This window comes from Anaerocolumna sp. AGMB13025, assembly GCF_029689925.1.
GTDB lineage: Bacteria > Bacillota > Clostridia > Lachnospirales > Lachnospiraceae > Anaerocolumna.
In genome coordinates, this window is the sequence record NZ_CP121445.1 from 4,096,587 (window position 1) to 4,118,329 (window position 21,743).

A 21,743-nucleotide genomic window follows, 5' to 3' on the forward strand; every position below is an offset into this window, starting at 1 on the left:
ATGAAGGAAAGAGGGTTTTGCGATGCTTCGCTTCGCTTATATTTTAGCAGTAAATGCTGCCAGCAGCATTTATGCAGGAAAGAGGATTTTGCGATGCTTCGCTTCGCTTTATATTTTAGCAGTAAATGCTGCCAGCAGCATTTATGCAGGAAAGAGGGGTTTGCGATGCTTCGCTTCGCTTTTTATTTTAGCAGTAAATGCTGCCAGCAGCATTTATGCAGGAAAGAGGATTTTGCGATGCTTCGCTTCGCTTTTATTTTAGCAGTAAATGCTGTGGCAGCATTTATGCAGGAAAGAGGTATAGTAGTATGAAAAAAAGATGGATTTCTTTATTTGTTGAAAATGATATTGGTGTGCTTGCCAAAATTTCAGGGTTGTTTTCTGGTAAGTCCTATAATCTGGAGAGTTTAACTGTGGGAACTACTGAAGACCCTACCATATCCAGGATGACGATAGGTGTAAACAGTGATGATATTACTTTTGAACAAATAAAAAAACAGTTGAACCGTATGGTGGAAGTTATTAAATTGTTGGATTTTACCAATACCTCCACCCATATGAAGGAAATTCTGTTTATTAAAATCAGGAACTGCACCAAAGAGGACAAAACTGAACTTTTTCAGATTGCTGAAGTTTTTAATGTATCCGTTGCTGATTACGGAACCGAAAGTATCTTGCTTGAGTGTGTTCAGACAGAAGCTAAAAATGATGCCCTTATCAAACTTATAGTCAGCCGTTTTAAACAGATTGAAGTGGTAAGAGGCGGCAGCGTCGGAATAGAATCTATAAGTATGACCGATCGCTAACGTTCAGAGAACTTACCAGTAAAATAAAATGGATTATATTTTGGCTCTGGCTATCTTTCTATCGTTAGCCAGGCAGAATATAATCCATGTATTTATTACTCTTTGGTCATGTAAATCCAGATATTTACCGGTTATCATTACCCGGTTTTTCTTATGTATATAGAATCTGCAGTCTAAATTATTTTCCTCTATACAATACATACCATTTAATTATCGGTTACTATGAATGTACTGTAACCCTGCTGCCTTAATTCCTGCTCTAATTCCACCGCATCATCCATTGTCTGTAAATCACCGACTTGTACCGCGTAATATTCTCCCTGAGGTACCATAAGTACATCATATCCAGCATCGATCAGGGCATTCTGCAGATTTTGCGCATTGGTCAAAACACGGAATAAACCAACCTGGACCCGGTACGTGGTATTTTCCTCATCCTCTTGCTGAATACTGTCTAATATACCAGTGGCTATGGCATAGGCAATCTCATTAAAATTATTATCAAACAAATCGTTATCAGCATCAGAATTTATGAAACCAACTTCGACCAACAGGGCTGGCATATTTGTCCTTCGTAATACCGCCAGTTCCGTTCTTAACTCAATACCCAGGTTAGTAAAACCCACTGCTTCCAGTTCCTGATTAATGTTATCAGCAATCGTCTCCGTTATTCCGCCTTCATCATAAATTAAAGTCTGAACACCACTGTAGGTATTAGGAGTTGGACTTGAATTGCGGTGAATAGATACAAACAGGTCTGCAGCTTCTTCGTTAGCCATATATGCTCTTTCAAGAGGTGAAATATAACTGTCATCTACTCGGGTGAAGATTACATCTATACCGCTGTAGGCTAAAATTTCTCCAACTGCCAGAGCCAGATTTAAATTATCATCCTTTTCCAGCCGCCCATTGTACATAGCTCCATTATCATAACCGCCGTGTCCGGCATCTATTACAATTCGATATGCCATGTTATCCTCTATAAAAAATAATATTACATTATACTATGCAGCTTTAACAGAGTGGGTTACAATTCCTGATCTTCTATGAGATATTCATAGTAATCATATTGTGTCTGAATCACAAAACCTTCACTTTTATATAGGGAATAGGCAGGGTTATTTTCGCTGCCTACATGAAGGGTAACTGCTTGGTAACCTTTTTCCTGAATCTGATTAATAATCTGTTTCAGAAACTGCCTTCCATAACCTTTTCCCTGATAATCCGGTAATATGCCAAAGCCGAATATGGATGCCTGCTCCGCTCCATAGCTGATATTGCAGATTCCAATTAACTTAGCTTTTGCATACGCACCATAACATTTCATGTATTTTGAATTCATGGATATCGCGATGACATCCTGAGCTTCTTCCAAATCTGTGTGAAAGATCCTGCTGCTTAAATCAGCTGCTGCTTCTAACTCTTCGATAAACAATTCCTTTAGTACAAGGGTCTTGAAAGAATCAAGTTCACCCTTCTTATCCTGTAATTTATAAATCATGAGGTATTCTGATTTGCCATAATTAGCTTTTAAAGCCTTTAAAGCAGCCAGACCGCTTTGACTTTTAGGCTCTATTACAAATAAAACACGGTTTAGGTCAAATCGTAATAATTCTTTTTCCGCTGTTTGAAATAAGGCTTTAAAATGTCCCTTTTTTCTTTCTGAAGGCAGGGTATAAGCGCTGATTTCTGCTTCCTCTTCAACAGGTTCAAATATCACCAGTACGCTGACTAACCTTTGTTCTTCGTAGAGCAGAAAAAAACTATTAAGATTGATATAAAAATTTATATCATTATCAAGATATAACGTTCTCTCTAGTCCATCCGCTCTTAAGCACTCTAAAACCAAAGCTTCCACATCTTTTATCTGCTGTTTGTTTAACTTATGAAGTTGCAGAATTTTCATACCGGCTCCCTAAATCTTAGTAATGATTATCTATTATACAAAATTATTCTAATACTGGTTATTTAGTATTCAAAACTTCTTCTAATACTGGTTACCTGCTATATGAACCTTAATTAAATTCGTTGTACCGGAAACTCTTAAAGGAACACCGGCCGTTATTACTGTTAATTCCCCTTTTTTCAAAAATCCTTTTTCTTCAACAGCAGCAACAGCATGGTCAAACAATTCAAAAGTATCCCTTTCTTCATTAATAAGAATTGGTGTTACACCCCAGGATAAATTCAACTGTCTGCACACATGTTCTTCTGTGGTGCATCCGATTATCATACAGGCCGGACGGTATCTTGAAACCATTCTGGCTGTTCTGCCGGATTTGGTAACGGTAATAATCATTGTCGCATTTAAGTCATGGGCAGTAGTACAGGTTGCATGGGAAATCGCATCTGTAATATCAGGATTTTCAATGCGTTCCAATAAGCGGAAACGCTTTTTAAAGTCAATATCCTGTTCCGTTCTTAGTGCAATACGGACCATAGTCTGCAGGGCTTCCACCGGATATAAGCCTGCTGCGGTCTCACCGGAGAGCATAATTGCACTGGTACCGTCATAAATAGCGTTGGCAACGTCTGTTGCTTCAGCCCTTGTAGGTCTTGGGTTCTTTATCATAGAATCCAGCATCTGAGTAGCTGTAATTACCTGTTTTCCCGCATTGTAAACCTTTTTGATAATCATCTTCTGGATAACAGGAACATCTTCATAAGGAATTTCAACACCCATATCACCGCGGGCAATCATAATACCATCTGATACTGCAATGATTTCATCAATATTTTCAACGCCTTCTAAATTCTCGATTTTAGCAATTATGTTAGCTGTATCGTTATTGAATTCAGCCATTATCTTGCGGATTTCCATAATATCTTTGGCACTCCTTGTAAAGGAAGCAGCGATAAAGTCATAACCGTGCTTTAAACCAAATATAATATCTTCCCGGTCTTTTTCACTGATAAAGGGCATGGATAATTTGGTTCCTGGTACGTTAACGCCCTTATTATCTGATATATTACCATCATTCTTAACCGTACAAATAATATCTGTATCAGTTAAACTATCTACTGTTAATTCAATTAAACCGTCATCGATTAGTACCGTTGCACCCGGTTTTATATCATGAATTAAATGTTCATAATTTATATATACACAAGAGGAAGTTCCTTCTATCTGCCTGGTTGTCAAAGTAAAAGTCTGACCCTTCGTTAATGAAATTTTTCCGTCACGAAATTTACCGATTCTGATTTCAGGACCTCTGGTATCTAATAAGGCAGCTACCGGAAGATTTAATTCTTCCCTGATTTCAACTAACTTATTTAAACGGTTTAAATGTTCCTCCTGGCTTGCATGTGAAAAATTAAACCGGGCAACATCCATTCCCGATAACGCTAATTGTTTTAAAACACCTTCACGATCCGTTGCTGGTCCTAATGTGCAAATAATTTTTGTCTTCCTCATATTTTCCTCCTATAATACTAATAAATTTATAATCGGCAAAGAACTGATACTATAATAAGCTTGCTCCTTACCTTACCAGAAACAGAATGCAGATACTGCTTCATTCTATCATTGCATTTCGTCCTAAGCTGCGGGATATATAATACACCAATTTATAGAATAAATCTATTAAAAAAAAAAATCTATATACTATTTTAACAAGAATTCGGGTGAATAAACCAGAAATTATAAAAACTTTACTCAACCCGCTATAAAAAAACGCTATAAAAAAATAAGAAATGCTCCATTATACAAAGTCGTTCATTATACCTGATGTATCAATACTGCCAAAACCCTTTATAATTCCATAATTTTATGTAAATGCTGACTGAATCGGATTAAAAACACACCTAAAGGGTAGCTCAAAAAATTTTAAAAGTCAACCCTGTTTTCTTATTGCTTCTTGTGCTATAATTTAATCTTACCAGACAGCCTATGATTTTTCACTTCACGATATTGGTTTTTGAATCGTTCCCAATTTTATCTGAAGTACTTTTATCTACCAAAGATGTTTCCTTTAATTGATGATCCTTTTTATTAATATTATTTCTTCCTTTATTATCTTTTTTGGGCATGTTCTGTTCCAGACCTTTCTATTTTCTTTGATTTTGCAAGGAATGTTCTGATATTTTCTTCCTCTTCTTCCTGATTTACCCTCAGTCTTCCTAACCGGTCACACAGTCCCAATAAAGCCAGTTCGTTTAAGTCAACCTCTTGTCTCATCCTTTCAACATTACCGAAAGTAAGATCTTTAAGTACATACAGGATATGCATGTGGTATTTAACCAGCTTTACCACTTTATCAATAAACTCATCTTTGCAGTAGAAGAATTCCAAAAATTCCCTTGCGAGCACCTCGCCCTGGGTATCATGGTTATAGGAAGTAATCCTCCCTTTTTTGGTTCTGGTAGTATCCGGTTTTCCGATATCATGCAAAAGGGCTGCCCACATAAATACCTCTGGTGCCTGGCTTTTTACTCTTCTCTTAGCAGCTTCATTAACCACCAGCAGAGTATGGTTCCAGGCATTCCCTTCCGGATGATGCACCGGGGATTGACTGGTTTCTTTTAACTTATTTAGCATAGAAAAAGGAGCTTTTTGAAATAGTTTGTTATCAGATACAATATTCAAGTAAATAGAAGGGCTTTCATCTTCTAATAGGTGATGATGAATTTCCATGAATAAATTTATTTTTTCATAAAAATCCGGCTCCTCTGTTGTCTGAATTTTATTCATAATACTTAAATAATTAATCTCCATTTTTTCTCTGCTCCCTTTCCTACAAAAATAGTATTACCCGAAAAAACAGATGTATGTATGGCTCACATCTGTTTTCTCGGGTACGTATGTTTGATATATCCTCTTAAATTAAGTGCTAAAATTAATTCTGGATTTTGATGAATACCAGCATATCGATTCAATTTAGCTGCCTATCTCCAAAGCAAACAATATACCTAGTCAACCGGCGCAAAATCAACAGTTAACTCTTTCTAATTAAATCATCTGTAATCAGGAGATAAATAAAGACATATCGGATTCTTCTGCATTAGCTAACATAGCAGCTGCACCTCCGGGTTTTACTCCGTCAATCAGTTCCTCCATTTTGATTCCCATTACATCCATACTCATCGTGCAGGCAATTAATTCCACCCCATTATCTAACGAGGCCTTTATCAGGCTTTCTAAACTATCTACGTTTTTATTCTTCATTACCTGTCTGATCATTTTGGCACCTATGCCGCCCATATTCATCTGGGATAAGGAAAGCTTTTTACTGCCTCTTGGCATCATAGCACCAAACATTTTACTGATAATATCTTTTTTCACCGAGACTTTCTCCGGTTTGCGGAGTATGTTAAGACCCCAGAAGGTAAAGAACATGCTTACCTTTCGCCCCATAGCCGCCGAAGCATTGGCAATGATAAAGGAGGCAATTGCTTTATCCAGATCCCCGGAAAATACAATAATATTCTTATTATTGCCCTCGGAAGGTACATCAGCACATTCCTTTCCCACCACCTTATTTTCACAGCCCTTTCTGACAACTGCTTCTGAAACTCCTTTATCCGACTCCATTCCAAGAAAGGTGTTACCTGTCCTTCTGCACCAGGCTTCTACATCTGATGCAAAGGCTGGGTCTGTGGTCTTAATATGAATGGTATCAGCTTCCTCTGCTTCCTTTACCGCCTGTGATAATTTCATAATAGGTCCGGGACATTGCAGACCGCAGGCATTGATTTCAATCAACTTATTACTCTTTTTTTTTTGACTGACGGAAGCGGCGGAAAGTACCTCTTCCGATTGATTCCTTTCTTCATCACGAATCAGGATGGTGTTTCTGCCATAGATGCTGTTATACAGCCGGTACCCGCCGGATAGATTATAACACGTATAACCATGCTGGCTTAAAATCCGGCAGGCTAAGTATCCGCGGAGACCAATCTGACAGGTTACATACACTGGTTTTTCCTTATCCAGTCCAGTAAGGTTCTCACGCAAATCATCCAGTGATATATTAGTAAAACCTTCTATGGTTCCATTTTCATATTCCAGTGGTGTACGAATATCCAATAACGTAACGCTGCCGTCTCTTGGCAGCGAATCCACATCATGCCAATGGAATAAATTCACTTTGCCGGTTAAAATATTTTCAGCAGTAAAGCCTGCCATATTTACCGGATCTTTCGCTGAAGAAAAGGGAGGTGCATAAGCTAACTCTAGTTCCGTCAGATCATAAACGGTCATTCCTGCACGAATAGCTGTTGCTAACACATCAAGACGTTTATCAGTACCTTCATACCCAACAGCCTGAGCACCTAACAGCTTTCCATTATCTCTTCTAAATATCAGCTTAATGGACATGCTTACGGCACCGGGATAATAAGAAGCATGGGAATTGGAATAGGTAAAGGACTTCTCATAATCTATACCCAGCTGCTTTGCCCGTGCTTCGGTAATACCGGTTGTGGCTATTGTTAAATCAAAGCATTTTAATATACCGGTTCCCTGGGTTCCCTTATAGGAGCTGTCTATCCCACAGATATGATCGGCAGCTATTCTGCCCTGCTTATTGGCCGGTCCCGCTAACGGTATAAATCCCTGATCTCCTGTTATGAAATCCTTGATTTCAATAGCATCGCCCACCGCATAGATATTCTTATCCGAAGTCTGCATATGATTGTTAACAATTATGGCACCTCTTTGATTTACCGATAAACCAGCATTCTTAGCCAGTGATCCCTCTGGTCTGACTCCCACAGATAGCATAACCATATCGGTTATTATTTCACCATTTCCAAGAACGACTTTTATCTGATTTTCGTAGTTGTGTATTTCTTTTACTCCATCTTTTAAGATGAGTTTTACCCCTTTGCTTCTGATATGATTATGCACATCCGCAGCCATATCAAAATCAAGAGGTGCAATTACATGATCGGCAAATTCCACCACCGTCACATTAAGTCCCGCTGATTTCAGGTTCTCAGCCATCTCAATGCCAATATATCCTCCGCCAACGATAACGGCACTTTTCACTTCATTCCGTTTAATAAATTCCTTTATTTTGTAAGTATCCGGTATATTACGAAGAGTAAATACTTTAGGGTTGTCGGCACCCGTTATATTAGGTTTAACCGGTTCTGCACCAGGGGAGAGAATTATGTTATCGTAACTTTCCTCATAAGTCTGACCCGTTTTTAAATTCTTTATCAAAACTGTTTTACTATCTCGACTTATTGAAACAACTTCCTGGAGGGTCCTTACATCGACACGGAACCTGGCATGAAAGCTCTCCGGGGTCTGTAAGGTAAGGTCTTCCTTATCTTTAATATCTCCTCCGATATAATACGGCAGCCCACAGTTGGCAAAGGAAATATATTCTCCCCGTTCAAACATAATTATTTCAGAATCTTCATCAAGTCTTCTAAGACGTGCAGCCGCAGAAGCTCCTCCTGCAACTCCGCCCACAATAATAACTTTACCCATATTAACCTCTATTCTTGCGCACGCTCTTTGCGTATACCAAGTTTGTGGTGCGCAAGCACAAACTTGCGGTTGAAAAATTTATTTTTCAACCTATCCTCACTTTCATCAATAATATCTTGGTAATTGCAAAACTCTACTATTGTATCTATTCCAAGTAATTAATACAATTTCAGAGCTGAATCTTGCCAAGAGGGCAACTGAAGCTATGAAATTCGCATTAATTGTAGAGTATATTCAGAATACTAAATGGTTTTGCAATAGCCAAATAAACAATATCAAAAAAATTATGAATTTATACTAACACTCTGACAAAAAAATAACTGTGACCGGGTCACAGTTATTTAAAAGTGAGGGAAGATTTCCCCTTTAAATTGTTATTCCCAGGGACACATTAAAAATCCCTGGTAAAAATATCACTATGCTCTAACAGACTTTCCACCGTATCAAATCCCAGCCTGTGCAAAAGTTCAATGACATAGGGATTGTCAATTGGAGTCGGATAACTGGCTGCATCCCCATATTCATTCACATGTTCCCTGCCTTCCTGACGGTCTATCATGACTTTGGGACCGCCGACGCAGCCGCCGACACAGCCCATTCCTTCAAAGAAATTAGCAGTCGTTTTCCCTTCCTTTAACAGATTAATCATCTCCTTGCAGCCGGGTACTCCATCTGCCTGCATGGTTTTAACAGTAATCTTTCGATTCGGGTTAAGCCGCTCCACCGTTTTTTCTACAGCTTCACTTACACCACCGGTTCTGGCATAGATTCTTCCTGCCCTGGAAGAATGATACTTTTCGCTCTCTTCTAACCCAGCCGGCTCAATTCCAGCGAATTCAAAAATATCCTGGACCTCTTTAAAGGTCAAGACATAATCCACTGCATCTGCAATATCCTTTTCACGGGCTTCTGCTTTTTTAGCCAGGCAGGGTCCGATGAATATAGTAACCGCATTGGGGTGAAGGACTTTAATGGTTCTTCCGCTGGCAATCATCGGGGATACGGCACCGGGAACATGGGGCATTAATTCCTTATATATCTTCCTTATCATCCCAATCCACATGGGACAACAGCAGCTGGTTAACTGGTAATCGGATTCATTGATTATGTTTTTATCAAATTCCAGAGCTTCCTTTAATGTAAGGATATCTGCGAATAAGGCAACTTCTATCATCCCTGAGAAACCTATCTGCTTAAAGGCCTGGCGCAGTTTTCCAGGTGTTACTTCTTTACTGAACTGACCTAAAAATGCCGGTGCAATTAAAGCATAAACAGGACCTTTCGCTGTCCGGACCGCATTCATGGCAGGCAGTATGTCCCGGCTTGCAGTTAAACTTTCTGTCTTGCAAGTATCGATACAGGCATAGCAGCCGGTACATAAATCCTTATCAATCGTAATTCTGCCCTCTTCATCTTTTGTAATGGCATCAAAGATACAGCTTTCCGAACAAGGTGACGGCTTATCCGGGGGACAGTTACAGTTACCGATTTTAAGGACCGGTGCGTATTGATCCGGATGTAATAAGCAGTCAAGATGATGGGGGTCATACTCCTTAAGCCGGTCCAAATCTGTTTTTTGGTCTATGGTTTCCTTCACCAGCCTGCGGTATAATTCTTCAAAACTTGTCATAGTGGTTCCTCCCAATGATGTAAGCATTAAATTTTCATAAAATTTGGTAAATCTTCAATTAATATGTTTATTTTTTAATTATTATATCATAATTTACAAATTATATCAAAATTAACAAATTATATTTATTGTAAAGCCAGTTGAATTTTGATAAAATTATATTGCAAAAGAGAGAAACTCATCTGTTTTTGTCTGATGCAAGGTGCCATTTTGGATGAGGGGTACAGCCGCAGCATATGGCATAAAATTAATAAATGGAGGATTTAGTTATGAAAGCAGTAATTGCAAAAAAAGGTTGTATCGGATGCGGCTTATGCACGGATATCTGTCCCTCTGTATTTCGAATGACAAATAAAGCATATGCTGAAGTGTATGTGGATGAAATAGCTGTCAAGGACAAAAAAAATGCCAACGAAGCAAAAGAGAATTGTCCGTCATCAGTGATATCCATAAGCGAATAACCTAATTATTACATAGTGCAGTTCAAGTGCACATCTAATATCTGTTCCGGTAACCTGAAACAAAGTGATATAATTGTATAAATAAAAAATTATATTGTTACCGCTACTAACATTTATATTAATAAGAGCCTGTTCTAAGGATTAATCATGTTTATCCTATACATGATCAATCCTTAGAACAGGCTTTTCTTATTCAATAAGGAAACAAAGATATTATAGTTTAATAATATATACTTATTACTGTAATTCTCTACCCTTCACCAGTTATTCAACCGTTATTTATTTTTCTTCACTCTGCTCCACACATTCCTTTAGCGTGTGCCAGGAAAGTACCGCACATTTTACCCTGGCAGGCATATGGGCAATATCTTTTAATGCAACGGCATCTTCTAATACTTCCAGTTTTTCATCTTCTGTTATCTCATGTTTTATCATTCCAAAAAACGTCTCCGCTAGTTTCATTGCTTCCTCTACTGGTTTACCCTTTATTAAGTCAATCATAATGGAAGCCGACGCCTGTGAGATTGCACAGCCCTTGCCAGTGTAACCGGCATCTTCTATAATACCGTTTTGAAGCCTTAATTCCAGTTCAATTTCGTCTCCACAGCTTGGATTCACTCCACTTAGTTTCGCTGTGGGGCTTATGATATGGTGCTTATTGTGCTTGGAATTCGTGTGTTCTCTTAATACTTCCGTATAAATCTGTTCAATTCCCATAACCCAGCCACCTCCTTACTTTCTTTAAACTATCGGTAAATACGTCGATTTCTTCCTTTGTATTATAAAAATTAAAACTGATTCTGGCAGTAGCCGCAAGATCCAGGTATTTCATCAAGGGCTGGGCGCAATGATGTCCCGCCCTAATGGCAACTCCGTCTGCGTCCAATATGGAAGCTGTATCATGGGGATGTACCCCTTCTACATTAAAGGATATGACACTGCACCGGGTTTTACTGTTATTAGTTTCCCCGTATATTTTAATGTCAGGAATTTTTTTCATTTCCTTAAGTGCATACTCCGTAAGATCTTCCTCTATATTCTCTATGGTCTGATAACCAATCTTATTCATATATTTTATAGCTTCCAAAAGCCCCACCGCACCTCCGACATTCGGGGTGCCGGCTTCAAACTTATTAGGCAGGGCTGCAAAGGTTGCTTCCTGTTCATAGACATATTCAATCATTTCGCCTCCGGTAAGGAAAGGGGGCATTTGGTTTAATAATTCTTCCTTACCATATAAAACACCGATTCCCATAGGAGCTAACATCTTATGCCCGGAGAACGCTAAAAAGTCTGCCTCCAATTCCTGTACATCTACCGGATAATGGGGGATTCCCTGGGCACTGTCAATAACTGCAACCGCACCTACACTGTGGGCTTTTTCTATAATATTCTTGATCGGATGAATGGTACCAAGTACATTTGATACATGGGCAACTGCTACAATTTTAGTCCGTTTTGTTATTTTCTTATCTAGTTCTTCTTCCGGTATATGTCCCAGCGGGTCTACATATAAGAAGGAGATACTTGCTCCTTTTTCTTTTGCCACCTGCTGCCAGGGCACGATATTACTGTGATGTTCCGATATGGATAACACAATCTCATCACCGGACTGCAACACTGATCTGCCATAGCTGTAAGCAATAAGATTTAAAGCCTCAGTTGTATTTCTGGTAAAAATGATTTCCTTGGGACTGGCAGCATGTATGAATTCAGCTGTTATGGTACGGGCCTCTTCGTAAGCATCAGTAGCTTTAACGCTTAACTGATACAGCCCCCGATATGGATTGGCATTTTCTTCTTTATAATACTTCTCTACTGCCTTAAGTACAGAAATGGGTTTTTGACTGGTTGCCGCATTATCCAGATAAATGAGAGGCTTACCATTATAAGTATTGTTAAGTATCGGAAAGTCATTTCTCGGTTTATTATACATGATTTAACCTCTCTTTCATAAATTCTGTAATATCATCTTTAAGGGACACTACCGGAATCCTCCCGATTACCGGTTCAAACCAGGCTTCCAGTATAAGTTTTTTAGCAGTTAATTCATCCAGTCCTCTGGACATCATGTAAAACAATTTATTTTCATCAATTTTACCGCTGTTGGCAGCATGTTTTCCTTCTACATTCTCTTCTCCACACAAGATAAGAGGTGCTGATACATTTTTAATCTTAGGGCTAAGAAGCAGGGTATATTCCTTTTCATGCCCTATGGCCCCTACAGCACCCTTCTTAAAATCGATGGTTCCTCTAAAAACCTTGCTGCTTTCCTCCGAGAGTGCACCATTTAGGTCCATTTCACTTATGGTCTGCCTTCCAATATGATTTACAATATAATTAAAGTCCGAGGAACGGTTTTTATCTCCATAGAAAATGGTACTTATGTCAATCTTGCTATTATCGCCTTTTAGGTCGGTCTGGATTCCGCTGACGGCTTTTAAGCTGCCAAGTTCCGCCTGTATTATATTAATGTTGCCACCCTCTGTAAGTCTGGCTCCAATATTATTAAGGTGAATGGCCTGATCGTTTAGCAGCTGCACCTGAATCAAATTGATCTCTGCATTTTCACCCGCATATAGGTAGGTCAAACCACTGTGAAACACGCTGCAATCTTCTTTGGAGCGGTAGACCATGACCACAGTCACAGAACTGCCCTCTTCTGCTATAATATGATTTAAATCTACAACAGTAGAATTCTCCTGATCCAGATCGTATTCCAGATATACCGGTTCTTTAACCTGACTACCGGCCGGCACACGAATCCGAACCCCTGAGTTCTTATTCGCTTCCACAAATTTCACTGCCTCTTCACCGGCACCAGTCGGAATAGAACGCATCTCTATATCCAGGACCGGATAGTCTGATGTGATGGATTTAAATACCTCAAGACTTGATTTTAACGGTTCTTTTGCATATGGCTTTATATCTGGCACACTATTCTTTAAGGAGGTATCATTAACAGCCAGCCAACTCCAGGTTCTTACCGGAAGTTTATTTATATTATTTAATTCTAAATTCATAATCATACCCATTCATATCACAAGCTTTTTGTGATACCGCCACACACCGGTTGAAAGAATCGTAACGTGGCACCCTTTCATCTATATATTTTCTTTCAACCTTTGAAAGAATCATAATGTGGCATCCTTTCATTCATATATTTTCTTTCAACCTAGCTCCCATTGCATGCAACAGCTCGCAGATGTGACACTGCCTAAATCAGGGTGTGAAATGTTTTTCTAATTCACACTGCTTCCCTAACCTATGCTGCCTTCCATCTCAAGCTGTATCAGATGATTCATCTCCACCGCATATTCAAGAGGCAGTTCTTTTGCTATAGGCTCTGCAAATCCGTTAACAATCATTGCCTTGGCTTCGGTTTCGCTCATACCCCTGCTCATCAGATAAAATATGGTATCATCGCTGATTCTACCAATTTTAGCTTCATGCCCTACATCCACTTCGTCACTGCGGATATCCATAACCGGTATGGTGTCGGAACGGGAATTACCATCTAGCATAAGGGATTCACAGGATACGGATGACTTACTGTTATTGGCTTTACTGTCTATTTTAACTGAACTGCGGAAGGTACAAAAACCCCCGTCCTTGGATATCGATTTAGCATTCATATGGGAGGAGGTATGAGGTGCTGCATGAACCACTTTCACTCCAGTATCCAGATTCTGTCCTTTCCCGGCAAAGGTAATACCGGTGTACTCCATTTTGGAATTTTCACCTTTTAAAATACTCATGGGATACAGATAGGACACATGGGAGCCAAAGGAACCGGATACCCATTCGATGGTACCGCCTTTTTCAACTACAGCTCTTTTCGTATTTAGATTGTACATATTCTTTGACCAGTTCTCGATGGTAGAATAGCGAAGCCTTGCATCTTCTCCTACAAATAATTCCACGCAACCTGCATGAAGATTAGCCACATTATATTTCGGTGCTGAACATCCCTCTATAAAATGAAGGGTTGCTCCTTTATCCACAATAATTAAGGTATGTTCAAACTGACCTGCTCCCGGTGCATTAAGCCTGAAATAGGACTGAAGAGGAATTTCAACGGATACGCCGGGAGGCACGTATACAAAAGAACCGCCTGACCACACGGCCCCGTGGAGGGCTGCAAATTTATGATCACTTGGAGTCACCAACTTCATAAAATGGTCCTTTACCATATCTTCATGTTCCCTGATAGCACTTTCCATATCCGTATAAATCACTCCAAGGCTCTTAACCTCATCTCTTACATTATGATAAACTACTTCGGAATCATACTGTGCTCCCACTCCGGCTAAGGAGGTCCTTTCTGCCTGTGGTATACCAAGCCTTTCAAAGGTATTCTTAATGTCCTCCGGAACCTCCTCCCAGGTAGTATTAAGCCTTGAATCCGGTCTTACATAAGTTACGATATTATTCATATCCAGTCCATCTAAGTTTGGTCCCCATTTGGGAAGTTCTATCTTATTATATATTTTTAAGGAGTTCTGCCTGAATTCCCGCATCCATTTCGGATCATTCTTTTCTAAGGATATGGTATTTACAATACCAAAGGTAAGACCTTTCCCCGAGGAAAAGGAGGGTTTTAACTGATCTTTTACATCATAGATACTGCGGTCTATATCCTCTACATATGTTTTATTCTTTTCTGTGGCTTCCATGGTGATTCCTCCTTTATAGCCGTTCTGAGGTTATAAATTCCCGGTAACCGGACTTATTAACCTGCTCAATCAAGGAGGCATTCCCTGATTTGATGATTCTGCCGTTTTGCAGGATATGCACTTTGTCAACAGGCAGATATTCCAGAATTTTTGTATTATGGGTAATGATGATTAAAGAGTTCTTTTTATTTTTAAAGGCGTGAACCCCTTTTGATACAATTTTAACCGCGTCCACATCAAGCCCTGAGTCAGTTTCGTCGAGAATTGCTAATTTAGGATCTAACATAAGCATCTGGAGAATTTCCGATTTTTTCTTTTCACCACCGGAAAAACCTACATTTAAGTACCTTGTGGCATAATCCTGATCCATATTTAAAGAATCCATCTGTTTATATAAATCTTTTTTGTAAGCAATTACCCGCAAGGGCTTTCCGGTAACCGCTGTTTTTGAAGATCTTAAAAAATTCTCAAGGGTTACTCCTTGTATCTCTTCCGGATTCTGAAAGGATAAAAAGATTCCTTTTCTCGCTCTTACATCTGCTTTTTCTTCGGTAATATCCTCACCCTCAAATAGAATATTGCCTCCCTTTATGGAATACCCCGGATGTCCCATCACCGCATAACCCAGCGTTGACTTGCCAGCTCCGTTTGGACCCATGATTACATGGACTTCCCCCTCTCTTACTGTTAAGTTTAGGTCATTTAATATAATTTTATCTTCTGCACAGACCTGCAGATTTTTTATTTCCAATAGGTTGCCTGTCATATCTTATTCCTTTGCCTTTCCGTATTGTTAATTATATTAAGGATTTATGATATGTATTTTAAATCCCACTAAATTAATTCCTACTAATTTAATCCCTATTATAATACTCGGGTATAATTTATGCAATAGTCTGTTTAAAAAATCTTTTATTGGTTTTTCTATTGTCTTTTTCTATTGACTTTTTACAAGATACATCGTTTCTATATCAGGTAGCATTCATTCGTACAAAATTGATTATTGATTCTCGAATCTTATATATAAAAAGTTTTCAATAAGGTACTTTACAGCACTTTCTTAGGCGTTGATATTCCAGTTTAAAAAGTATAAAATTCCAGAAATAGCAAAACCTAAGGTCAAATACTATCTTAGGAGGAAACATTATGTCAGATAAATCAATTCTGGAATCTTTTGAACAAAGTGCAAAAACCATGCGGGGTGACAATACCACCTTTGGAAGCAAACTTACCGCTGAAGCTTCCAATGATCCTAATACCCATACCGATATCCATAGCAGAGTTTCGATAAATTATAACATCATAGAGGGATCTCCCTCCATGAAAGAAGTTCATAAATGGCAGCGGGAACATATCGAAAAAGACGACCAGTCCAAAGAAGGTTATCCCTTAAATGTTATTCTTGATCCTGCCATGCGGGAAATGTATAAAGTGGTTCACGATGCTGGTATGACCAATGTATTTGACCGGTTCAAGGAGCAGCAGCCAATCCAGTGTAAGTTTTGTATTGAAGGGCTTTCCTGCCAGTTATGTGCCAATGGTCCCTGCAGGATTAATGATAAAGTTCCAAGAGGTACCTGCGGTGTGGATGCTCATACTATGGTTTCCAGAAATTTTGTATATCGTCATGTAACAATCGGTACTTCTGCCAATATTTTTCATTGCGAACAAGCTGCCAGAACCTTAAAAGCTGCCGGGGAACATCCGGAAAGCGGTCTTAAAATCCGGGATGGGGAGAAGCTTAAAAAATATGCGGATATGGCAGGGCTTGATACCAATCAATCCCTTCAAAAACTTGCCGTCCACTTTGCCGACTGGGTTATGGATGATATTCATTCGCCTTATTATGAACCCTCTAAAACCGTTGAAGCCTTTGCGCCTACTAAGAGAAAAGCCCTATGGAAGGAACTTGGTCTGTTTCCCGGGGGCGGATACAGTGAAATTGCTTATGCCCAGACCCGCTGTATGACGAATTTTAGTTCCGATCCGGTGGACTTTTTATTAAATAGTGTAAGACTTGGTGTTGCCAATGAATATCAAGGACTCTTCCTTTTAGATATTATTCAGGAAATCCTTATGGGTACTCAGGAAATAACAGAAAAACGCCAAAATATGGGGTTATTAAAAGAAGGTATGGTAAATATCGTAACCAATGGTCATATGCCCTTACTAGCACATGTTGCCCTTGACCTGGCTTCCTCAAAGGAATGGCAGAATAAAGCCAAAGAAGCCGGTGCCGAAGGCATACAGATACTAGGACATGTCTGTGAAGGCCAGCAGCTTATGAATTATGAAGGTACCCATGATACTGAGGGCTATGGCGGTCAGGAGGGTGAATGGCTTTCCCAGGAATATCTCCTTGCTACGGGAGTTGTAGATATGTTCATGTTTGATTATAACTGCACGGTACCGACCATGCCTCTATTTGCCAAACGGTTTGGTACGAAGCTTTTAAGTACCCATCCGGTTATTAAGCTGCAAGGCACTGAAACCCTGGATTTTATTCCTGAAAAGATGCAGGAACAGGCCACAAAAGCCCTTACTATGGCCATTGAAACCTTTAAAAAAAGAAAAGCAGAAAACCGAAAGACCTATATTCCTCCTTATAAATCTGACTGCACGGTTGGATTTAGTACTGAATCCGTTAGGAAGGCACTGGGTGGTAGTTTTGAACCGTTACTTGAACAAATTGTTAATGGAAATATCAGAGGAATCGCAACCATTGTAGGCTGTACCACTGCCCGCTTTGGACAAGGCGGCAGTAATATTTTTAAAATTACTAAGGGATTAATAAAGAATAATATTTTAGTCCTTTCCGGTGGATGTACCTCCTCCGTTATGGAATATACCGGTCTAACCAATCCAAAAGCCGCGGAGGAATGTGGGGAAGGGTTAAAAGCTGTATGCAAAAAACTGGGAATCCCCCCGGTTCTCTCTTACGGCGCCTGCGTAGATATCGGCAAGATGACCCATACTGCTAAGGAACTAGCCGATGCCCTTAATATTGATACGAATAAGTTACCTCTTGTTATCGGTGCTCCTGAGTATCTGGAACAAAAAGCGGTGGCAGATGCCTGCACGGCGGTGGCTCTTGGCTGGCTGGTCCATGTTGCACCGGTACCTTCCATAACCGGAAGTGATGTAGTGGTAAAAACCTTAACTGAAACCACTGAAAGTCTTGGACTTGGTAAGGTTGTGGTGGAATTGGATGCTGAGAAAACGATACAGATTTACGTGGATCATATTGAGAAGAAACGTAAGGAATTGGGGTTAAGTATTTTTACTGGGATTTAGGTTTCATTTTTGACATAGTAAATGTAAAAATGAAAAGGTACAACTCCTGACGGCGCTCATCAGACAGTGTACCTTTTCATTCTATACCCTATTAATTAACCTTCAATAATCCTGTCACTGATCAATGGTTTTTTCTGGAATAAATTTCTTTTTCTTATACAAAAATTATTAATAATGCCGCTAATAAAAATATAATTCCGCTTATTCTGTAAATGAATAAAGATGCTTTACTTGGATCCGTTTTGTTTTCAAACCGCCACCAATTTGACAAATACCAGGAGGTTCGTGGTGATAAGGTACCAATCATACCAAATATTACAAATATAATAACAAATAACCACATATATGCCGCTCCCTCAGTAATATTAATACATGTCATATTTTATTTTTAATGTATTAGTTTATTACTTAAGTTTAACTATATTTTTTGCAGATGTCAACTTTTCATTCATTTATTTCAGCAAATAAACCATAGGATGCCGTATATACATTCATCGGCAAGATGTTAATACTACAGCTATATTATTTCTTCCATCTATGGTATAGGTATAAGATTAATTGAATAATTAATCCGGCGATTAGTCCGATTATGATCCAAGCCAGATAGGATATAAATCCGGCCAGGTCTTCCCAGCCATTCATTTCGCTTAAAAACATGGTGAACAGGTTGAATAAGCCGATTATAATCCCTACAAGAAAGATGAGAGCCGCAGTTTTTAGGCCCAGATATAAAAATATTGCAGTTATAACCCCCAGTATAACGGATAGTATTGTATAGGCTGCTAGGTTTTGCAGTACTATATTATTGCTTCTTATTATTTTTACCCCGACTATTAATAAAATAAAGTTTACAACCATTACGGTTATTCCGGCTATTATACTGTTTCTTGTACTTTTTTCTTTCATATGTCCTCCAATCCAGGCTGTCCTGTCCGCAGTATGTAGCGCTGGTGCGGTATTCTAGTTGAGTATTTAATATGCTGTTCGGGCTTTTTCGGGATATTAATATGCTGTTCCAATAGTATAATGCCGTATCAGCGCAGTATCAAGAGGAAATTGATATATTTCCTGTTATTATTATATTTTCTGTTTTCAAGCAGACTTATTTATAAAATGAGAGGCTGATTCCAAAGTTTAAATGGCGAATGCTCCGGTAAGTGTGAATTTTACCTGTTAAATTTTATTAATAGAAGTGTGTATCCTGCCAGGTAAGGATTTTATTTCACAGGGGATTCATAGGAATCTCCTGTGAAATAAATTTAGCACGGGCAGCACCAGTAAATGCGTGCAGCCCTTACAGTTCCTTTCTTCTGCCTCATTTTACCACTTTCCCTCAAACTTGATGGGATTGGCTTTCTCATGACCACTTTTTGCTTTCCCCTGGATTTCAGGAACTGGTTTTACATCATTTTTAGGGATGTGGGTTCCCTGCCCGCCTTCTGTTCCGTGGGGTTCACTCGGGTCCGGGCGTCTCATTCCTGCTTTAGCCATTCTTTCATCCTCCCTTAAACATCATTATTTTTGATCGATTGCTTTTTTGAGTTTCTATTCTGGTTCTGATTCTCTCTGGTAATTGGAGTTTGTCCGTTGGCTTTTTCCATTCTTGCTTTTTTATTATCCGGCTGACTGTCTTTTGGCATAGTTAATCTCCTCTTTCCATTTTATTTTATCTAACAACTTAAGTATGTTCCGTATACAAAAACCATATTCAAAGATTGCAAAGAATAAGGTTATACCATTTTTATTGATTGTGTAATTTATGTCACATTTTATTCTGCGGCAATGTTTCATAGGAACGTGCAAAATCATAATAATGTGTAAAGATGAAAATTAACAAAATGGTGAAAGCAAGAATAAATATGGTTCGATTAAGTATATCTTGTCATATGGATTTAAAAGAAGTAAAATAAATAAAAATCATTTAAAGGAGGGCAATATTATGAAATTAGTAATTATCAGGCATGGTGAAAGTGAATGGAATAAATTAAATCTCTTTACCGGCTGGAAAGATGTAGACCTTTCTCAAAAAGGCAGGGAAGAAGCCAGATCAGCCGGAAAGCTTCTTAAGGAAAGCGGTTATGATTTTGACATTTGTTATACCTCTTACTTAAAAAGAGCTATTCATACTTTAAATTATGTTTTGGATGAAATGGATTTAGCCTGGCTTCCGGTAATGAAAACCTGGAAGTTAAACGAACGGCATTATGGTGCCCTGCAAGGTCTTAATAAATCAGAAACTGCTGAAAAATACGGCGAAGACCAGGTTAAAATCTGGCGCCGTTCCTTTGATATCCGTCCTCCAAAGTTAGACGAGAACGATAATGAGAATCCACACAGACAGCACCAGTACCGGGAATTTGTTAAGGAGGAGCTGCCTTTATGTGAAAGTCTTAAAGATACGATTGAGCGTGTTATCCCTTATTATAACGAAACCATTAAAAGAGATATGTTAACCGGAAAAAGGGTTCTTATCGCTGCTCACGGCAATTCAATCCGCTCCCTGGTTAAGTATCTGGATAACTTATCTGAGGAGGAAATCATCGAAGTGAATATACCTACGGGTATCCCTTTAGTGTATGAATTTGACAAGGATTTTAAGGTTATCAGCAAATATTATCTCGGGGACCAGGAGGCTATTAAGTTTCAGATGGAGCAGGTGGCAAGTCAGGGAAAGACCAAGTAAGAACGTTTTGATTTCATTTCATTCTTGTTTTTCACCTCTTCTTAGTATCAGAAGTATATTATTCTCATATAATTACTAAAAAGAATGAAGGGTGAATTGTATGCAATTTAACAACAACATTTTATCCAGCTGCAAAAATCAGATTACGGTATTTAATATGTTCCGTAAATTATGGGCTCAGCATGTATTCTGGACCAGGTCTTTTATTGTAAGTACCACTTCAGGACTTGACGATCTGGCGACCGTTACGGAAAGGCTTCTTAGGAGTCCGACTGATTTTGCCGTTGCACTCAGGAACTTTTATGGTGCCGAGAAAGCCAGGACTTTTGAAGGTTTGTTTAAAGAACATATTTTAATAGCCGAAAGCCTAATTAACAATACCAGACAAGGTAATTCTGAAGAAGTTTATGAAGATCGGAGAAAATGGTATAAGAATGCCGAAGATATCTGTATTTTCTTAAGAGAAGTCAACCCTTACTGGTCGGCCAGACAGTTTCGGTCTTTATTTTATGAACACTTAAAAATGATTGAGGAAGCAGCTGTATACCGTTTAAATGGCAGATACGGTTTGGATGTAAAATTATTTGAATCCATAGAAACACAGGCTTTTGAATTGGCTGATTTTATGGCTTACGGAATTTTAAACCAATTCTTCTTAAGTTCTGCCGGTACTGCAAGACAGTAATTCTGAACATAATTCACTTAACAGCCGGGTTGTATATCTGAATCGAATATGCAGGTTCTAAGCCTTTTAG

Annotated in this window: 20 protein-coding genes and 1 pseudogene; 6 read left to right on the forward strand and 15 right to left on the reverse strand. The window is 38.9% G+C overall.

Annotated elements, in window-relative coordinates; genetic code table 11:
- Entirely contained in the window at window positions 1-312 is a 312-nt protein-coding gene (locus QA584_RS16915) for a hypothetical protein (RefSeq protein ID WP_278270262.1), read from the forward strand.
- On the forward strand, window positions 309-806 hold the full coding sequence (gene ilvN / locus QA584_RS16920) for an acetolactate synthase small subunit (protein ID WP_278270263.1): 498 nt from the start codon (window positions 309-311) through the stop codon (window positions 804-806). Before QA584_RS16915 ends, ilvN begins: the two co-directional genes overlap by 4 nt.
- A 206-nt stretch (window positions 807-1,012) precedes the next feature.
- On the opposite strand, the gene QA584_RS16925 is transcribed toward ilvN, so the two are convergent.
- The 6 genes and pseudogenes from QA584_RS16925 to QA584_RS16950 all read right to left on the reverse strand — a co-directional run bounded on the left by QA584_RS16925 (window position 1,013) and on the right by QA584_RS16950 (window position 9,874).
- On the reverse strand, window positions 1,013-1,777 hold the full coding sequence (locus QA584_RS16925; RefSeq protein WP_278270264.1) for an N-acetylmuramoyl-L-alanine amidase: 765 nt from the start codon (window positions 1,775-1,777) through the stop codon (window positions 1,013-1,015).
- A 56-nt stretch (window positions 1,778-1,833) separates the two neighbouring features.
- On the reverse strand, window positions 1,834-2,712 hold the full coding sequence (locus QA584_RS16930; protein ID WP_278270265.1) for a GNAT family N-acetyltransferase: 879 nt from the start codon (window positions 2,710-2,712) through the stop codon (window positions 1,834-1,836).
- Window positions 2,713-2,802: 90 nt separating this feature from the next.
- Window positions 2,803-4,221 (reverse strand): annotated as a pseudogene (pyk, locus tag QA584_RS16935) (pyruvate kinase); the annotation flags it as partial.
- Between the two features lie 597 nt (window positions 4,222-4,818).
- Window positions 4,819-5,520, reverse strand: a complete 702-nt coding sequence (locus QA584_RS16940; protein ID WP_278270267.1) for an HDIG domain-containing metalloprotein — start codon at window positions 5,518-5,520, stop codon at window positions 4,819-4,821.
- 249 nt (window positions 5,521-5,769) lie between these two features.
- Window positions 5,770-8,244 carry a CoA-disulfide reductase gene (locus QA584_RS16945; protein WP_278270268.1) on the reverse strand — a complete coding sequence of 825 codons (2,475 nt, stop codon included), beginning with the start codon at window positions 8,242-8,244 and terminating at the stop codon, window positions 5,770-5,772.
- A 391-nt stretch (window positions 8,245-8,635) separates the two neighbouring features.
- A complete protein-coding gene (locus QA584_RS16950) occupies window positions 8,636-9,874 on the reverse strand; it encodes a [Fe-Fe] hydrogenase large subunit C-terminal domain-containing protein (protein WP_278270269.1) in 1,239 nt (412 codons plus the stop codon).
- Window positions 9,875-10,143: 269 nt separating this feature from the next.
- On the opposite strand from QA584_RS16950, the gene QA584_RS16955 reads away from it, so the two are divergent.
- The gene (locus QA584_RS16955) at window positions 10,144-10,335 is read left to right on the forward strand and encodes a ferredoxin (protein WP_278270270.1); all 192 of its coding nucleotides are present in this window, start codon (window positions 10,144-10,146) and stop codon (window positions 10,333-10,335) included.
- 279 nt (window positions 10,336-10,614) lie between these two features.
- On the opposite strand, the gene sufU is transcribed toward QA584_RS16955, so the two are convergent.
- From sufU to sufC, 5 genes are all read right to left on the reverse strand, one after another.
- Window positions 10,615-11,052 (reverse strand): Fe-S cluster assembly sulfur transfer protein SufU, encoded by a 438-nt coding sequence (sufU, locus tag QA584_RS16960; protein ID WP_278270271.1) that lies wholly within the window; start codon window positions 11,050-11,052, stop codon window positions 10,615-10,617.
- Window positions 11,042-12,271 (reverse strand): cysteine desulfurase, encoded by a 1,230-nt coding sequence (locus QA584_RS16965; RefSeq protein ID WP_278270272.1) that lies wholly within the window; start codon window positions 12,269-12,271, stop codon window positions 11,042-11,044. Before QA584_RS16965 ends, sufU begins: the two co-directional genes overlap by 11 nt.
- Window positions 12,264-13,358, reverse strand: a complete 1,095-nt coding sequence (sufD, locus tag QA584_RS16970) for a Fe-S cluster assembly protein SufD (protein WP_278270273.1) — start codon at window positions 13,356-13,358, stop codon at window positions 12,264-12,266. Before sufD ends, QA584_RS16965 begins: the two co-directional genes overlap by 8 nt.
- Window positions 13,359-13,595: 237 nt before the next feature.
- Window positions 13,596-15,011 carry a Fe-S cluster assembly protein SufB gene (gene sufB, locus QA584_RS16975; protein ID WP_278270274.1) on the reverse strand — a complete coding sequence of 472 codons (1,416 nt, stop codon included), beginning with the start codon at window positions 15,009-15,011 and terminating at the stop codon, window positions 13,596-13,598.
- Window positions 15,012-15,024: 13 nt separating this feature from the next.
- The gene (gene sufC / locus QA584_RS16980) at window positions 15,025-15,777 is read right to left on the reverse strand and encodes a Fe-S cluster assembly ATPase SufC (protein WP_278270275.1); all 753 of its coding nucleotides are present in this window, start codon (window positions 15,775-15,777) and stop codon (window positions 15,025-15,027) included.
- 380 nt (window positions 15,778-16,157) lie between these two features.
- On the opposite strand from sufC, the gene cooS reads away from it, so the two are divergent.
- Window positions 16,158-18,305 (forward strand): anaerobic carbon-monoxide dehydrogenase catalytic subunit, encoded by a 2,148-nt coding sequence (gene cooS, locus QA584_RS16985; protein WP_278270277.1) that lies wholly within the window; start codon window positions 16,158-16,160, stop codon window positions 18,303-18,305.
- 154 nt (window positions 18,306-18,459) lie between these two features.
- On the opposite strand, the gene QA584_RS16990 is transcribed toward cooS, so the two are convergent.
- The 4 genes from QA584_RS16990 to QA584_RS17005 all read right to left on the reverse strand — a co-directional run bounded on the left by QA584_RS16990 (window position 18,460) and on the right by QA584_RS17005 (window position 19,945).
- Entirely contained in the window at window positions 18,460-18,648 is a 189-nt protein-coding gene (locus QA584_RS16990; RefSeq protein WP_278270278.1) for a DUF6199 family natural product biosynthesis protein, read from the reverse strand.
- A 179-nt stretch (window positions 18,649-18,827) separates the two neighbouring features.
- On the reverse strand, window positions 18,828-19,211 hold the full coding sequence (locus QA584_RS16995) for a hypothetical protein (RefSeq protein ID WP_278270279.1): 384 nt from the start codon (window positions 19,209-19,211) through the stop codon (window positions 18,828-18,830).
- Window positions 19,212-19,625: 414 nt separating this feature from the next.
- Window positions 19,626-19,796 (reverse strand): hypothetical protein, encoded by a 171-nt coding sequence (locus tag QA584_RS17000; RefSeq protein WP_278270280.1) that lies wholly within the window; start codon window positions 19,794-19,796, stop codon window positions 19,626-19,628.
- A gap of 14 nt (window positions 19,797-19,810) precedes the next feature.
- The gene (locus tag QA584_RS17005) at window positions 19,811-19,945 is read right to left on the reverse strand and encodes a hypothetical protein (RefSeq protein WP_278270281.1); all 135 of its coding nucleotides are present in this window, start codon (window positions 19,943-19,945) and stop codon (window positions 19,811-19,813) included.
- Between the two features lie 299 nt (window positions 19,946-20,244).
- On the opposite strand from QA584_RS17005, the gene gpmA reads away from it, so the two are divergent.
- Together gpmA and QA584_RS17015 are read left to right on the forward strand one after the other, a co-directional pair.
- Window positions 20,245-20,988, forward strand: a complete 744-nt coding sequence (gene gpmA / locus QA584_RS17010; protein ID WP_278270282.1) for a 2,3-diphosphoglycerate-dependent phosphoglycerate mutase — start codon at window positions 20,245-20,247, stop codon at window positions 20,986-20,988.
- 100 nt (window positions 20,989-21,088) lie between these two features.
- On the forward strand, window positions 21,089-21,673 hold the full coding sequence (locus QA584_RS17015) for an acetylglutamate kinase (protein WP_278270283.1): 585 nt from the start codon (window positions 21,089-21,091) through the stop codon (window positions 21,671-21,673).
- The last annotated feature ends 70 nt before the right edge of the window (window positions 21,674-21,743 follow it).